At 42.7% G+C, this 17,087-nt stretch carries 9 protein-coding genes; 8 read left to right on the top strand and 1 reads right to left on the bottom strand.

Translation table 11 applies throughout. From position 1 onward, the window contains the following. Window positions 1-6: 6 nt before the first annotated feature. Both KXD93_RS00785 and KXD93_RS00780 read left to right on the top strand, forming a co-directional pair. Window positions 7-828, top strand: coding sequence for an alpha/beta fold hydrolase (locus KXD93_RS00785; RefSeq protein ID WP_258134949.1), 822 nt, complete (start codon window positions 7-9; stop codon window positions 826-828). After that, complete coding sequence (locus KXD93_RS00780; RefSeq protein WP_258134948.1) at window positions 825-1,490, top strand: glycerol acyltransferase; 666 nt, start codon at window positions 825-827, stop codon at window positions 1,488-1,490. The genes KXD93_RS00785 and KXD93_RS00780 overlap by 4 nt, the downstream gene beginning before the upstream one ends. On the opposite strand, the gene KXD93_RS00775 is transcribed toward KXD93_RS00780, so the two are convergent. Further along, on the bottom strand, window positions 1,484-2,965 hold the full coding sequence (locus KXD93_RS00775; RefSeq protein WP_258134947.1) for a tetratricopeptide repeat protein: 1,482 nt from the start codon (window positions 2,963-2,965) through the stop codon (window positions 1,484-1,486). The genes KXD93_RS00780 and KXD93_RS00775 overlap by 7 nt on opposite strands. Window positions 2,966-3,263: 298 nt before the next feature. Between KXD93_RS00775 and KXD93_RS00770 the strand changes: the two genes are divergently transcribed. From KXD93_RS00770 to KXD93_RS00745, 6 genes are all read left to right on the top strand, one after another. Continuing rightward, window positions 3,264-9,848: a polyketide synthase gene (locus KXD93_RS00770; RefSeq protein WP_258134946.1), complete on the top strand. Its 6,585-nt coding sequence runs from the start codon at window positions 3,264-3,266 to the stop codon at window positions 9,846-9,848. 17 nt (window positions 9,849-9,865) lie between these two features. Next, window positions 9,866-13,882, top strand: a complete 4,017-nt coding sequence (locus tag KXD93_RS00765) for a non-ribosomal peptide synthetase (RefSeq protein WP_258134945.1) — start codon at window positions 9,866-9,868, stop codon at window positions 13,880-13,882. 21 nt (window positions 13,883-13,903) lie between these two features. Continuing rightward, window positions 13,904-14,668 carry a 4'-phosphopantetheinyl transferase family protein gene (locus tag KXD93_RS00760; protein WP_258134944.1) on the top strand — a complete coding sequence of 255 codons (765 nt, stop codon included), beginning with the start codon at window positions 13,904-13,906 and terminating at the stop codon, window positions 14,666-14,668. A 275-nt stretch (window positions 14,669-14,943) separates the two neighbouring features. After that, on the top strand, window positions 14,944-15,333 hold the full coding sequence (locus KXD93_RS00755; protein WP_258134943.1) for a response regulator: 390 nt from the start codon (window positions 14,944-14,946) through the stop codon (window positions 15,331-15,333). After that, window positions 15,311-16,399, top strand: coding sequence for a sugar transferase (locus KXD93_RS00750; protein WP_258134942.1), 1,089 nt, complete (start codon window positions 15,311-15,313; stop codon window positions 16,397-16,399). Before KXD93_RS00755 ends, KXD93_RS00750 begins: the two co-directional genes overlap by 23 nt. Before the next feature lie 5 nt (window positions 16,400-16,404). Further along, window positions 16,405-17,085, top strand: a complete 681-nt coding sequence (locus KXD93_RS00745) for a TolC family protein (protein WP_258134941.1) — start codon at window positions 16,405-16,407, stop codon at window positions 17,083-17,085. Window positions 17,086-17,087: the final 2 nt, after the last annotated feature.

The following is a 17,087-nucleotide window of genomic DNA, read 5'->3' as shown; positions in this document are numbered from 1 at the left end:
CACCTGATGACAGACCATTACTTTGAAAATAATTTGGTTAAACTGCACTACTATAAATTTGGTAGTGGCCCGCAGATAATGCTGAGTTTTCACGGCTATGGAATGCACGGAAAACAGTTCAAGATCTTAGAAACTAATTTAGGCGAAAAATACACTTTTATTGGCTTCGACCTTTTCTTCCATAAGGAAACGAAACTAAAGGATCAAACGCTGACCACCGTAAAAAAGGGGATTACCAAAAAACAACTTGCCGATCTTATTCTTGGTTTTTGCGAAGACCAGGGCATCAAACGCTTTTCTGTTATCGGCTATTCCATGGGGACGCACTATGCCACAGTTGTTGCCGAAGAGCTTCCAACAATGATTGATGAGTTAATTATTGCCGCACCATCATCATTAAATCCGGGGAGGTTAATCACCTTCTTCAGTAAAAGTAAAACCGGTAATAAAATAATGGAGAAAATGGTTTTAAGCGAAACCACTCTAATAAGGATGCTTAAGCTATTTAAACGCCTCAGGGTGATTGATAATGAAGCATATAAGATCCTCTATGGGGAAATAGGCACGGCTGATCTCCGGTTTAACTTTTACGCCTGTTTTACCTACCTGCGCGCCTTTGAAACTGATGAACGGCGCCTGACGCAGGCGCTTAATGAGCAAAATATAAAAAGCATCTTTATATTTGGCAAACGCGACAGGGCATTTCCGCCGGGTATCGGCAAGGATTTCATCGCAAAATTGAACAACGCCACGGTTGTTGTTTTGGACGAGGGCCATGAGATGATCAAAAAGAGTTTTGTCAATACGTTAACCGATCTGCTGTTATGATAATAAAGGCGAAGCCGCTTCCTTTTTTCCTGGTCAAATGGGGTTCATCAATCCTGGTGTGGTTTGTGCGGAAGCGCTTTAATAAAATGGTTATCCATCCCATCGATATAAAACCTGACCATTCCTATATCCTGATGTGCAACCATTTTGGATTTTTGGATGGCTTTTTTGCATATTACCTGATCTTTAAAATGATCGATAAGCAACAAAAAATCAAAGGCTTGTACGCCATGTCGGTTAAAAAGCAGATGGAGAAAAAGCCATGGCTAAAATACTTCGGATCGTTTTCTGTCGAGCCGGGAAGATGGTCGATAAAGGAAAGCCTGGTATACGCGGCAGAACTAATGAATACTCCTGGAAATATTCTACTTTTTTACCCACAGGCCGAACTCGAGTCGCAGCACATCAGGCACATTGATTTTAAAGATGGGATCAGGGAAATTGTAAACAGGATCAACGGCGATTGCCAACTGATCTGGAGCAGCAACCTCACCGAATACTTTGAAAGCCTTAAGCCCTCAGCTTATTTTAACGTGTTGGACTGCGGCACAAATCACGATTTCGATTTTGAAACATTAAAGGAAAACGTGAACCTCCATCACTTTCAAAGTATGAAAAAGCTGGTTCGCTTTACACGCGAGCCGGGCAACCTGACCTACTGACCGATCCTTTTTAAACCAGCCTTGGCGTCGTTATCGATATCCGTCTGGTAATCATGGTTTTTCATACCGATTGCCTGGTTATAATATTCCGCAGCCTTTTTATAATCTTTAATTTCCTCGTAGATATTACCGATAAGCAAAGCGGCATTGGCAGCGTAGTAGTAGCTGGTTTCCCTGCCAAGGGCAATTGCTTTTTGATAATTTAATACAGCTTCGTAATTCTTCTCAATTTTATCGTTGATCCTGCCTAAACGATAATAATAATCAATTTTGTCCCGTGGTAATTTAAGGCTATTTACATCTTTATTGGCAATTTGCGCCATTGCTTTACTGTAGTAGCCGCCATCAAAATAAAAGCGGGCCCTCAGCAGGTCAATATCCTGTTTGGGTTCGTTAGCCTCGCGCAAAGCAATCCTGTCCTTAGCATCAAGGGTATATCCCTTGGTTCGCACTAGTTTTAAATAGTTGTTATATCTTTCGGTATCATTTTGAAGCAGGTAGTAATAAGCGATCTTTAAATACGCGTCCTTTATAAAGCTGGTGCCTTTGTACTCGTTTACATACCGGGTTAATGGCGCGGGCGTATCTCCATCCATGCGATTGAGCCTGGCAATGCCAAGCATATAGTCAATTGCCGGAACAAGCAGGTACTGGTTTGATTTTGGCGCAGCCTCCAGATATTTTATAGTTTCATCGTTATGTGCGGTTTTTGATGATACATAGCCTTGCAAATAAGATTTCAACATGCTGTTGTTATCCATTCCTGCGAGGTAGCCCATTAACTTGTTGTAGCTATTTTTGCCATGGAGTACGTTGATATCTGTAATACATAAAAACCAGATCACTTCACCATCATAAAAGCTGTATGGTGATTTGGGCAGTTGCGCCCTGAGGTTTTCAAGTTGGGTAATACCCAGTTGGGCATTTCCGCTCATACCGAACAACCGGGCCATGCCTCTGAAATTTGCCGGGATAGAACCGAAAATGATATTTACCAGCGCCAGGCTTTTTTGGTTCGGCAAAAAGCCCGGGAACTTTTTTTCATTGTCTTTTAAAAAACCATTCGCTTTTTTTGCGTCGGTGCCCGAAGTAAAGTAATCGCCAAATTTTGCCTTTAAGAACGACCATTGCAAACAGATCTCCGCCTGCGAAAACAAGTAATAAGGCGAATTCTGATCATTATCCTCCAAAGCAGACAGGCGGGTGGACTTACGATCCTTAAGCCGTTCGTAATCGTTTTTATTTTCGGAAGCCAGCAGGCTAAAGTAATCAATGTAATTCTCCAGTAAAATGGTGATGCCGTTTTGAGGGTTCAGCTGTTTTTCCTTGTTGATGAGTTGCGTGGCTTCGTTCATCCGAAAGCTTAAAATGGCTTTGTAGGCTTCCACACAATTCGCGTCAAAAACAAAATTGGCCTTTGCAGTTAAACCGGAGAACAAAAGAAGCAGGAAGATAAGCGGGTACTTTTTAGTCATTGAACGCAAAGATATTGAAAACATTTATTAGGAGGCTAAGGCTTACTAACGCCAATCTTATTAAAATGTTTAGCAATAACGTAGCAACCAGGATTTTAATATTCCTTACGGCTATAACCAAAATGAAAAAGCAGACGTATAAAATGCATAATTGTTTTCAAGAACACTTTTTACCCCTATTTTTACAAATTTACTTTACTAAACAACTATTTAAGTTTAAATTGAACAATTATGCTTTAATGCAAAGCATTTTAATGCTAAGCGTGTTACCGTTGATTTTACTCAAAAAAAATAGCTTATGAGCAACCTGGCCGAAGCACAAAAAGAAGATATGAACAAATTGCTGATCCATCAACTGTTTGAGCTGCAAAAAAATAAAACTCCTGATTCAGTTGCCGTTATTTTTGGCGATCAAACTTTAACCTACAGCCAGCTGGGCCAAAAAGCCGATAGCCTGGCCGCTGCGATCATAAAGCACTCTCCCAATTCACTAAATGCGGGAGTAAGCACTCATCGGGCTATAGAAACTGTAATCAGTGTGTTAGCAATATTAAAGTCGGGCAAGGCATATTTACCGCTTGATCCCGAATACCCGCTGGATCGCCTCCAACAAATAGTAAATGACTCCAAAATCGATCTTTGTTTATCAGTATCTGCTCAAAAACATTTATTTGAGCCGCTGGGTATTACTGTACTAACATCCGATAACGAATACGAAATTGCCGATCAGGCTATCCCCGAAAGCAAGTCGGCATGTTTTGTTTTATATACATCTGGTTCCACCGGGACCCCGAAGGGAGTTTCGATGGGACACACTGCTTTGGCAAATTTGCTTTCATGGCAACAAAAAAATTCGATCTCAAAAACAGGTATAAACACATTACAATTTGCACCGTTAAGTTTTGATGTTTCATTCCAGGAGATCTTCTCTACATTAACAACCGGTGGCACGTTAGTTTTGGTTGATAATGACCTCCGTGTTGATCCTTATCAACTGTTACGCTACATTGAGCAATACAACGTTAACCGCATCTTTTTACCGTTCGTTGTTCTCCAGTATTTAACAGAAGCCGCTGATGCGGAGAAATATTTTCCCGCATGTTTAAAGGAGGTGATGACAGCCGGTGAGCAATTAAAGATCACGCCGCAAATAGTTCGCTTCTTTTCTGCTTTGCCGGATTGTGTTTTGTTTAACCAATACGGCCCAACTGAAACGCACGTAGTAACACAGTTAAAGTTAGATGGCGATCCCTCGTTATGGCCGCCACTACCCTCAATCGGCATTCCGATAGACAATACCGAGATCCTTATTTTAGATGAAGAACTGAAACAGGTTCCCTACGGTGAAACCGGTGAACTTTGTGTAAGTGGCCTGGCATTAGCCGATGGTTACCTGAACCGCCCGGAGATGACCGCCGAAAAGTTCATAAACTGGAATGAATCGACAGATAAAACAACCCGAATTTACCGCACCGGCGATCTGGCTAAATATATGCCAGACGGGAATATAGATTATTTAGGCCGCAGGGATACGCAGGTTAAAATCCGGGGTAACCGGGTTGAACTGGGTGAGATAGAAGTACTGATCAACCAATTGAATGATATTCAACAGGCCATAGTTGTTGCCCGTGAAGATGTTATCGGTCAAAAACGACTGGTGGCCTATATGGTGTCCGCTACCAATAAACCAGACACCGACTATGTGCGCAAAAGCATTGAACAGGCGTTGCCTGATTTTATGCACCCATCAGCCTACGTTTGGCTGAGCGAGCTGCCTAAAACTACCAGCGGGAAGGTGGACAGGAAGAATTTACCAAAGCCAGACCTGAAAAGGCCGGAGCTCAGCACATTATACAAGGCGCCCTCTACTCCTATCGAAAAAAACATCACCGCTATTTGGATGGAATTACTGCTGCTGGATAAGATCGGCATTGATGATAATTTCTTCCTGCTTGGCGGCAACTCATTGCTGGCCCTGAAAACGGTGGCGATGTTAAAGCAACAGTTTAATTACCAGGTACCCATTACCAAACTATATCAATATCCTACGGTTAGCGGCATGGTAAACTTTATTACCGGGGCAAATAAAACATCGGCATTCACATTCAAAAAGAATACAGACAAAAAAGCCAACAGCGACATTGCTGTAATAGGCATGGCGGGCCGCTTCCCCGGAGCCAAAAACGTTGATGAATTTTGGAACATGCTTATTGAAGGTCGCGAGGGAACCAGTTTCTTTACAGCCACCGAACTTGATGCATCGATACCGGCGGCTATAAAGAACGACCCTGCTTACGTTAAGGCAAGAGGTGTACTTGATGGTGCAGATGAATTTGATGCCGCATTCTTTGGCTTCAACCCGCGTTCGGCTGAATTGATGGATCCACAACAACGCATCTTTTTAGAGATTGCCTGGGAAGCGCTGGAAGGCACCGGCTATCTGCCACAAAAATATAACGGCCAGGTAGGCGTATTTGCAGGCACGGGTTACAATACTTACTATACACATAATGTACTTAGTCACCCTGCTAAGGTTGACCAGTATGGTCATTTTAACGTTCGCACACTAAATGAAAAAGATTACATAGCAACCCGCACAGCTTACCAGTTAGATATGAAGGGACCGGCTGTAGCTGTGCATTCTGCATGCTCAACCTCATCGTTGGCAATTGCACAGGCGGTAAGCAGCATCAGGAGCGGGCAATGTGATATAGCCCTTGCGGGTGCAGTATCTATTACATCGCCTATAAAAAGCGGGCATTTTTACGAGGAAGGCTCCATCATGAGTAAGGATGGCCATTGCCGCCCGTTTGATGCCGAAGCTACAGGCACCGTGTTTAGCGATGGCGCAGGTGTGGTACTTTTAAAAAGTTTAGAAGATGCAGAACGTGACGGCGACACAATTTACGCCGTAATAAAAGGGATCGGCATAAACAATGATGGCGCTGACAAGGGAAGCTTTGGCGGCCCGAGTGCACAGGGACAAGCTGGCGCTATCGCTATGGCGATAAATGACGCTGACATTGATCCGGCTACGATCAGCTACATTGAGGCACACGGCACGGCAACTCCATTGGGTGATCCGATAGAAATAGAGGGCCTTAACCTGGCATTCGGTGAACAGGCGCAAAAACAATATTGTGCCATAGGCTCAGTAAAAAGTAATATAGGACATACTACCGCGGCATCAGGAGTAGCCGGTTTGATAAAAACCGCGTTAGCCTTAAAGCACCGGCAGATCCCTCCATCGCTATTTTATCAACATAGCAATCCAAACATTAATTTGACCGAAAGCCCGTTCTACGTTAATTCAACGTTGAAAAATTGGGAATCGACAGAAAAAAGAAGAGCGGGTGTTAGTTCTTTTGGGGTTGGCGGCACCAACGTGCATATTATTTTAGAGGAGCACATAAGTGTTCCTATGCAAGCCAGTATGCCTAAGCCTTTAAGTTTAATCACATGGTCGGCAAAAACCGAAACAAGTGTTGGTAATTACGCCAAAAAGCTTGCGGATTTTGTTGATGATAATAAGGATATTAGCGTTGCTGATATTGCCTCAACCCTGCAAAAAACCAGGACTGAGTTTAATCATCGCAGGTTTGTAATTGCAGAAGATAACGAGATGCTATCGGCGAAACTAAATGCGCCGATTGAAACGTCGTCGTCAAAAAATCTCACATCAAAAGCTTCTGAAATTGTGTTTATGTTCCCGGGCCAGGGTTCGCAATATGTGAACATGGGCCGCGAGCTTTATGATAATGAACCGGTATTTGAAGCCGCTGTTAATGAATGCATCGATCTTTTAAAAGATACACCCCACGCACAGATCTTCGATGTGATCTATCCTAAGACGATTGACCAGACATCAGCGGAAACTATAAAAAACACATTCTATACCCAACCGGCCATATTCATAATGGAGTATGCCATGGCTAAGCTATGGATGAGCTGGGGAATTGAGCCGGCCATATTAACGGGCCATAGCATCGGCGAATTCGTTGCCGGGCACTTAGCTGGGATCTTCAGCTTAAAGGATGCACTACTGCTAATCTCAACCCGCGCAAAAATGGTAAGTGAAGTTGCTAAAGGCAGCATGCTTTCTGTTCGGATCGATGCAGAAACATTAGCCACTATTTTGCCTGCGAATCTCTCCATCGCGGTAATTAACAGCAATAAGCTTAGCGTTGTGGCTGGTCCGGATGAACTGGTGGCAGCTTTTTCGGAAGAGCTTGCACAAAAATCTATTCCTAGTATGCTGCTGCAAACCAGTCACGCCTTTCATTCGGCTATGATGGATGATATTGTTGCGCCGTTTGAAGCAGTTGTTAAATCGGTTAAGTTATATCCGCCGGTTAAACCAATTGTATCAACAGTTACCGGAACATGGATGAGCGAAGCCGAAGCCACCAACCCGCACTACTGGGCAAATCACCTGCGCAGCACTGTCCGCTTTGCAAATGCTGTGGATACATTGCAGGAGGAAGATGGCCGCATTTTACTGGAAGTAGGCCCTGGAAACGTGCTTGCAACCCTTGCACGCCAGCAGGTTACGGTGAAAACTACGCCAATTATGGCTGGATTTGAAAAAAACGCAACACTTACCGAGTACTATTCCGTATTAAGGGCATTAGGTCAGTTATGGCTGAATGGAACGGAGCCTGATTGGAAGGCTTTTTACCACGATCAGCAGCGGTTAAAAGTAAACCTGCCAGCCTATGCATTTGATAATAAACGTTATTGGCTTGAAGCAGCACTGCCTGTAAGCGCAACGACAACAGAAACAGAACAAACAGAGCAAACAACACCCATACAACAAGAACAAACCCATTTACAACAATCCCTGATGAGAAAAGAACTATTAACCGGTAAACTAAAGGAACTATTTGAAGATGCCTCCGGAATCGAGATCGATGGAGCATCAACCGATATGAATTTTATCGAGATCGGCTTCGATTCGCTTTTGTTAACGCAAATCGCCACCAATCTTAAAAAAGAGTTTAATGTTCCCATTACCTTCAGAAAATTATTTGAAGAATATAACACCATTGACCTGCTTGCAGCTCATTTGGATGCAAACCTGCCCGCAGGCGCATTCCAGCCGCAATCAGCACCTGTGGTAAATAATAACCAGCCCGTATATGCTAATACAGCGCCTTCTCCAGCACCTGTTGCAGCTAACCCGGCATTGGATATGATCCAGCAACAAATTCAAATGCTTGCAAGCCAACTGGCAATGATGCAAAACGGCAATGCGCCGCAAGCGCCTGCCTCGGTTACGCCTGTTGTGGTAGCCCCTGCCGCAAAAAATGGTATTGTATACGACCTTACACCTGAAGAGCAGGTTGAAGTTAAAAAACCATTTGGCGCCACCGCGCGTATTGAAAAACAGGTACAAGGCTTAAGCGAAAAGCAACAAACTTTTTTAGCTAACCTAACCAAACGATATAACGCCAAAACCGGCAGCAGCAAAGCTTACACACAGGAACACCGTGAGCATATGGCAGATCCACGCGTAGTAAGCGGTTTCAGGCCATTGACTAAGGAAGTTGTTTACCCTTTAGTTGTTAACCGCTCAAAGGGCAGCCACGTTTGGGATATTGACGGCAACGAATATATTGACGCATTAAACGGCTTTGGCTCAAACTTTTTGGGCTACCAGGTTGACGTATTAAAAAAGGCTGTTTTAGAACAGGTTGAAAACGGCTACGAAATTGGCCCGCAGCATGTTTTGGCTGGTGATGTTTGTAAACTAATCACAGAATTAACAAACTTTGATCGCGCCGCATTATGTAACACAGGTTCGGAAGCGGTATTGGGCGCTATGCGTATCGCACGTACAGTAACAGGCCGCTCGCTAATGGTTGCCTTTAGCGGATCGTACCATGGTATTAACGATGAGGTTATAGTTCGCGGAACTAAAAAATTAAAGACCATTCCTGCAGCTCCGGGTATTATGCCTGAGGTGGTTCAGAATATGCTGATCCTGGATTACGGCACAGAGGAATCATTAAAAATAATTGCAGAAAGAGCTCACGAGCTTGCAGCAGTATTGGTTGAACCGGTACAAAGCCGCAGACCTGAATTTCAGCCCGTTGATTTCCTTAAAAAGGTTAGAGAGATCACTAAACAATCAGGCACTTGCTTAATATTTGACGAGGTTATCAGCGGTTTCCGTATGCATCCGGGTGGCGCACAGGCCATGTTTGGCATAAAAGCGGATTTGGGTACCTATGGAAAAGTTATCGGTGGTGGTATGCCTATCGGCGCAATAGCGGGTGTAAAACACTTTATGGATGCGCTTGACGGTGGTTTCTGGCAATACGGCGACAATTCGCAGCCCGAAGCAGGTGTTACTTATTTTGCAGGAACATTTGTAAGGCATCCATTAGCACTTACTGCAGGTAAGGCCTCACTACAATACATGAAGGACCAGGGCCCTGCTTTACAGGAGGGTCTTAATAAATTAACAGCTTACCTTGCCGGCGAATTGAATGCCATCTGCGAAAAAACAGGCATCCCATTATATTCGCCATCGTTCGGTTCGTTGTGGAAGATAAAATTTAAGGATGAATTGCCGTATGGTGAGTTATTGTTTACCCTGATGCGTGAAAAAGGTATTCATATCTGGGATTTGTTCCCATGTTTCCTTACTGCATCACACACCAAGGAAGAGGTTGACAAGATTATTACCGCCTTCAGGGAAAGTGTTGACGAATTGATTGAATCAGGTTTCTTTCCATCAAAACCAGCAGCTAAGGAAGAGTTTAATCCCTTTATGGAGGCACCGTTTCCGGGCGCAAGGTTAGGACGCGACAAAGATGGCAATCCGGGCTGGTTTATCAGCGACGCGAATAACCCTGGTAAATATTTACAAGTAAAATAATTGTTTTGGAACAGATTATGATCGATACAGACCCTGTTGAGTTTGATCCGTTTGCGGGCCCCGAAATTTCCTTGATAGCACCTGCTACTGAACCGCAGGTGGAGATCTGGACTTCGTGCCTAATAGGTGGAGCAGCTGCAAACTGCTCCTATAACGAATGCTTTTCGCTGTTGCTGACAGGTATTTTTAATACAAGCGCAATGATGCGTGCCCTCCAGGAAATGGTGAACATGCATGAAGCGCTAAGAACCTCCTTCAGCGCTGATGGTACTAACATTTGCGTTTATAAAGAACTAACGCTTGACATCGACTACAAGGATCTTTCAACATTAGCTGAGGCACAAAAACAAGATTTTATACAAGAGTATAATAAGCAGCTTGTTTTAACCCCGTTTAACCTGGTAACAGGGCCTTTATTTAAGGCAGCTTTGTTTAAATTTTCCGAAAGTGAGCATCTATTAACGTTTGTTGCACATCACATCGTTTGTGATGGCTGGTCGATAGGAATTATGATGCAGGATTTAAGCAAACTATATTCTGCATTTGTAAAACAGGAATACATTAAACTTCCGGATGCGCTATTGTTTAGTGATTATGCCCTCGATCAGTTGGCACAATCAGAAAGTGAATCGAACAAGGAAACCGAACGCTATTGGCTTGACCAATTTATGGGAAGCGGCCATTTGTTAAATATACCAACAGATTTCCCACGCCCAGCACTGCGCACTTATAAGAGCCACAGGGAAGACCTGGTTCTTGACGGCGCATTAACAAACGAAGTTAAAAAGCTTGCTAAAAGCACGGGCAGCAGTTTTGTAACCACCCTGCTTGCAGCATTCGAAGTATTTTTAAAACAGGTAACCGGCCAGGAAGAGATTATTGTTGGTTTACCGGCCGCCGGACAGCCTGCTACTGATAATTACAGGTTGGTTGGTCATTGTGTGAATTTACTAGCGCTGCGCAGCTACCCAAAAAGCAATATCTCATTCAAGACATATTTAAGACAACGCCGAAGCGAAGTGCTGGATGCCTACGATCATCAGCTTTACACGTTTGGCAGCCTACTTAAAAAATTAAATATTGCCCGCGATGCCTCAAGGGTTCCCCTGGTGCCGGTTATGTTTAATATTGATATGGGGCTTGACGATGATGTTGAATTTTATCAATTGCATCATAAGCTGATCAGCAACCCGCGTGAATACGAGAATTTCGAGATTTTCCTGAATATCGCTGGGCATGAAGAGTCCCCTACCCTGGAGTGGTCGTACAACACCCAATTATTCAAGGCATCAACCATCAAAAAGATGATGGACAGTTTTGAATTTTTATTGCGTGAGCTGGTAAAGGATCCCGATGTATTGATAGGAAATATCCTGTCTATGGATTCGGGCGAATTAACACACCAATTGGACGCATGGAACAACACCCAATGCGATTATCCAAAGCACACACCTTTGCATCAGCTGATCAGTGAGCGTGCTGTGCAAATGCCGTCAAAAACAGCAATAACATTTAATAAACAGAAAACTACTTATAGGGAACTAAACGAAAGGGCCAATCAATTAGCCGCTATCCTGGTAAAAAACGGAGTTCTGAAGGGTGATAAAGTTGCATTTTCCATGGACAGGTGCGCCGAAATGGTTATAAGTATGCTGGCCATTATGAAGGCAGGTGCAATTTATATTCCGCTTGATCCCATCTTCCCTATCAACCGTATCAATTACATGCTGGAAGATTCGCAGGCAGTGGTTCTTTTAACTTCTCAAAATTATAAAGGCAAATACCAGTCGAATGCTAAAGAATTGGTGCTTGAGGACGAGTGGCTGACCATTAATGAATACCCTAATACCGATCCTGAAATTACCGTTACCGGTGAAGACCTTGTTTACATTCTTTATACATCCGGTTCAACCGGGATGCCAAAGGGTGTGCAGATAGCCCAACATAACCTGGTTAACTTCCTGTACAGCATGCAAAAGGAACCTGGCCTAACTGCCGACGACAAACTGCTTGCTGTAACAACCATCAGTTTTGATATTGCAGGGCTGGAGTTATTCCTACCGCTGCTAACAGGCGCCGAAATAGTATTAGCCGATGCTGCCACCGCAAAGGACGGCAGAGCCCTTCTCGACCTGATAAAAAGCCATAAGGCCACTGTAATGCAGGCTACGCCATATACCTGGCGTATCATGCTTGAAGCCGGCTGGAGCAAAAGTACAGCCATAAAGGCAATTTGCGGCGGCGAAGCGCTGCCTGCGGAATTAGCAGAGCGCATTCTGAAGTTCGCAAGCTCATTATGGAATGTGTACGGTCCTACAGAAACAACCATTTGGTCCACCGTAAAGCAGATAACAGATGCGGATAAAATATCAATAGGCAAGCCGATTGACAACACCTCCATTTATATTTTAGATAATTTTTTAAAGCCGCTAGGCCCTGGCATACCTGGCGAAATTTACATAGGCGGCGAAGGCGTTGCTAAGGGCTATCTTAACCGCCCGGAATTAACTGCGGAGAAGTTTATAAACGACCCGTTTTCAAAAACCACAGGCGCGAAGATCTATAACACCGGCGATTTAGGCAGATTTATGCCTAATGGTGAAATAGAATGCCTCGGCCGTGCGGACGCACAGGTAAAAATAAGGGGCTACCGTATTGAAACCGGCGAAATTGAATACAACCTTGTAAACGGAACCAATATTAAAGAGGCCGTTGTGATTGCAAGATCAGATAATTTCGGGATCGATAAGCTGGTTGCATTTGTTGTGGCTGAGTTTACAAACAATACCGTTAGCGAGGCTACCCAGGTGCAAAACTGGAAGCAGCACTTAAAAGATTCAGTACCCGATTATATGGTGCCTGATAATTTTATAATTATCCCGGCAATGCCTTTGACCCCAAATGGTAAGGTTGATAAAAAGGCGCTAGCTAAACATGGTGTATCAATAGTTGATGCAGGCAACGGCTTTGTTGCGCCACGTACCGATATTGAAAAGCTGGTTGCCGATATCTGGGTAGAATATCTTGGAGTTGAAAAGATCGGTGTTTACGATAACTTTTTTGAACTGGGCGGCCACTCGCTCATTGCGGTGCAGGTAATGACCCGGATCGAAAAGGAAACAGGTAAACGCTTGCCGCTGGCTGCATTATTCGAAACCTCGACGGTTGAAAAACTGGCGCAGTTACTTGAAATGGATGGCAAATCAATTACCTGGGATTCACTTGTACCGATAAAGCCCAAAGGGAATAAAATGCCATTGTATATGGTTCACGGTGCGGGATTAAACGTGTTATTGTTTAACACACTGGCCATGAATATGTCGCCCGACCAACCGGTTTTTGGCCTGCAGGCAAAAGGACTTGATGGAATTGAAGAGCCATTGGAGAGCATAGAGGAAATTGCAGACCACTATATTAAAGCTATAATGCAGCAAAATCCTACGGGCCCATATGCTTTAGCAGGTTACTCATTCGGGGGCATTATTGCCTTTGAAATGGCCAGGCAATTTGAAGCAATGGGCAAAGAGGTAAAGATGCTCGCAATGTTTGACACCTACGCATACCGCACACCGCACTATGATGATCCGCTAACGAAAACCTATAAACGGTTAAGGTTTTTTAAGGATAAAATGAAGTACGCAGTAACTTCTAAAAATGGGCTACGGGATACGGTGAATGATAAGCAAACATCCATAAAACGCAGAATCATCCGGGCTTACTGGAAATTGAAATACGGTAAAAACCAAAACCAGGAAGGCTTCTTCGGTTATTCAAATAAAATTGATGAAATGAATAACTATGCGGAGAAACGTTATCAGTTAAAACCATACGATATAGCTGTAGACGTTTTCAGAGCCGAAAACCGGACATTTTATATGGACGATTTTGAATACCTGGGATGGAAGCCGTATGCGCTTAAAGGCATTAATATTCACAAAATCCCGGGTGAGCATAATACCATCTTTAAGGCCCCCAACGATAAAATATTTGCGGATATACTCCAAAAATGTTTGGATGAAGCTATAAACAGGTAAATTGCCACCCTGTAAACTACTATGGGGCAAATAGCAATTACCAACAGGCTTATAACAGATCCACAATGGCTTAAACCTGCAGCATGTAGTTTTAAAACAGGCAGTAATGTTGATGTCTGGAAAATCATTACCCAAACCGATTCTTCATTAATTGATGATATTCTGCCCCTGCTGACTGACGAGGAAAAAGCAAGGGCAGACCGGTTTTACCGGCAACGTGATCGTGAAAGGTTCATTGTTAGCCGCGGGGCCTTGAAACATATTCTGGGGAAATATTCCGGTCAAAGTGCTTCGACCATTGAGTTTGGTATCGGGGAAAACAAAAAGCCTTATGTAAAAAACCAGGGAACACTAAATCTGCAATTCAACCTTTCACATTCAGAGGATGCTATCTTACTCGCGGTTTCAAATTTTGCAATTGGCGCGGATGTTGAATATATAAATTTCAATTTTAGTTTTAGTGAGGTATTGGAGGATAATTTTAGCCGTGCCGAAATTGCTTATATAAATGAGATTAGTCAGGCCAGTCGCTTTTTTAGAATCTGGACCCGTAAGGAAGCGCTTACCAAGGCCACGGCCCAAGGACTTGACGGCGACCTTAGATTACTACCCGGACTTGACGGTGTTCACCAAATTCAACCAGGTATAATAGCCTCAAACAACGATTGGGTAATAACCAGCTTTAACTTAAACGACAACTATACTGCAAGCATTGCAAATGCCCCAACTGTTGATAAAATCGTGTTTTTTGATATTGAGGATCCAAAAAATCTGCTTCTTTTGTAACAGCGAATTAATTAAAGTTCTTAAAAAAAAACAAAACAGGCCACTATATCGTTCATTATGTTCAAGTTAAGGAATTTTAAATAATTGTTTAAAATTCTTATTAATTAGGTATTTTTATAGAGTAAAAGTAAAAAAGCGGATTATTTCAGCCGAAAGTTTCTTACTAAAGTGACTTAGTGTAAAATAAGAAGTATATTTAGTAGTCTCTTGTTAAACCTTTTCACCAAAAATTACGTAATCAGGTAAAATTTACATTATCAGATCCAGATTAACACATGAAAAAAAGAATACTGATTGTTGATGATGACTTAAGTATTTTGAAGCTCCTAAATTTCATTCTGTCGAAGGATTACGATATAGTTGTTAGAAATAACGGAATCGACGCGTTTTCCTGGCTGGAAGACGGCAATATCCCGGAATTGATTATATCTGATCTTCAAATGCCTTATTTTGATGGGCAATCATTCATAAAAAACGTCAAAATAAGCGGTCTTTTTCGCGACATACCCATAATAATGCTTTCAGCGGCCCACGATTTGGATACCCAGGTTAGCAATATGCCCTTCCAGGTAGATGCATATATGCCCAAGCCATTTAATCCTGCTTTTTTAAAATCAGCTATTATTCAAGTATTAAGTATTTATGACGAGTCCCCTAGCCACTGAATGGAATGAGAACGCAGGTTCACACATCAGGATAGCTTATGCTGGTTTAGAAATAAAAGACCTCGTATCATCCGAGCTTAATAACTATTTCCAAATTGCTTACAGTGACACACTTAGTCAATTAGAGGAATACCTTGGAAACCAATCCATTTTAACCGTTCCGGAAATTATTTTGGCTGAAGTAGACGAGCAAGGCGAGTGTTTTGCGCTTATTGAAAGGCTAAAGTCAAATTTTCTTTTCAACGGGGTTATCATCGTGCTTATCTCATTATCTAACGACAGATCGTTAAAGCTGAGCGCCATGAAATTAAAGGTGCATGACTTTTATATTTATCCGTTCTCCATGTCAGATTTGCGTGAGCGTCTGAATTTTTTGGTAAAGTTTAAATTGATAAAGCCAAAGCTGATGGAGATCTCAAGGGAAGTTGATATTACCTATCGCACTCCGGTTGGGAAACGGTTTATGGATGTGTTTATTTCCGGCTGCATGATCCTGGGCCTGTCTCCCGTTATGTTGGCTGTGGTTATTGCAATTAAACTTGACTCCAAAGGCCCGGTAATTTACAAAAGCAAGCGCGTTGGTACCGGTTACAAAGTTTTTGATTTTTATAAATTCAGGTCGATGCGTACCGATGCTGATAAATTATTAATAGAGTTATCCACACAAAATCAGTACGCAAATGAGGATGGGGGCACAAAAGCCGCATTTGTTAAAATTAAAGACGATCCGCGGGTAACTAAACTCGGTAAATTTTTACGAAATTCGAGCCTCGACGAGCTCCCTCAATTGTTCAATATCTTGTTGGGAGATATGTCGTTAGTCGGCAACAGGCCACTACCTGTTTATGAGGCAGAGATGCTTACATCAAACGAGTGGTCGATGCGTTTTTTGGGGCCTGCCGGGTTAACCGGATTATGGCAGATAACCAAACGGGGGAAAGCGGATATGTCTGAACGTGAAAGAAAAAAATTAGACAATTTTTACGCGCAAAATTATTCTTTTTGGCTCGATTGGAAAATCCTTATAAGAACGGTGCCGGCAGTTTTTCAAAAAGAAAAAGTGTAAAAAAAATGAATAATAAATTACGCGCTGTTTGTTTAACGTTATTTATCTCAGTTTTAGCCGGTAACCTTTATGCACAGGAAACGATTTTCAAGGACCTGTCATACCCTTACCTGGAAAAACTAATTGCAACTGCAAAAAGGAATTACCCCGAAGTTAAAGTAAAACAAAAGCAGGTTGAAATTGCCCGAAGCACTTTTCACCAGGCGAGTTTCGGCTGGCTTGAGGCTTTTAGTGCATCCTACATTTATAGCCCGCAATCTTCTATTAATATAACCCAGCCAACCATTTTTAAAGGGTACCAATTGGTAGCATCAGTAAGTTTAGGTTCGCTTTTTGAAAGACCATACACTATCCACAATGCAAGAGAATCTGTTAAAGTTGCTGAATTTCAACAACAGGAGTATTTCCTGCTGCTGGAAGCGCAAATAAAACATGCGTACTTTGCCTACCTGGCGGCACAAGCCGACTTGAGAAACAAGGTAACAGCCGTAACAAATGCCGAGATCGCAACCAAAAATCTTAAATATACCTTTGAGAAGGGGGAAACCACGTTTGATGTGTACAATGCCGCATTGAATAACCTTTATAATCAAAACTCATTTAGAATTCAGGCCGAGTTAAATGTTTTTTCAGCAAAAACTGATCTTGAGGAGTATATAGGGGACAAGTTGGAAAGCGTTAAATAGAT

Source organism: Mucilaginibacter phenanthrenivorans (assembly GCF_024721155.1).
In the GTDB taxonomy this organism is placed as follows: domain Bacteria; phylum Bacteroidota; class Bacteroidia; order Sphingobacteriales; family Sphingobacteriaceae; genus Mucilaginibacter; species Mucilaginibacter phenanthrenivorans.
This window is presented reverse-complemented; position numbering and strand designations above follow the sequence as displayed.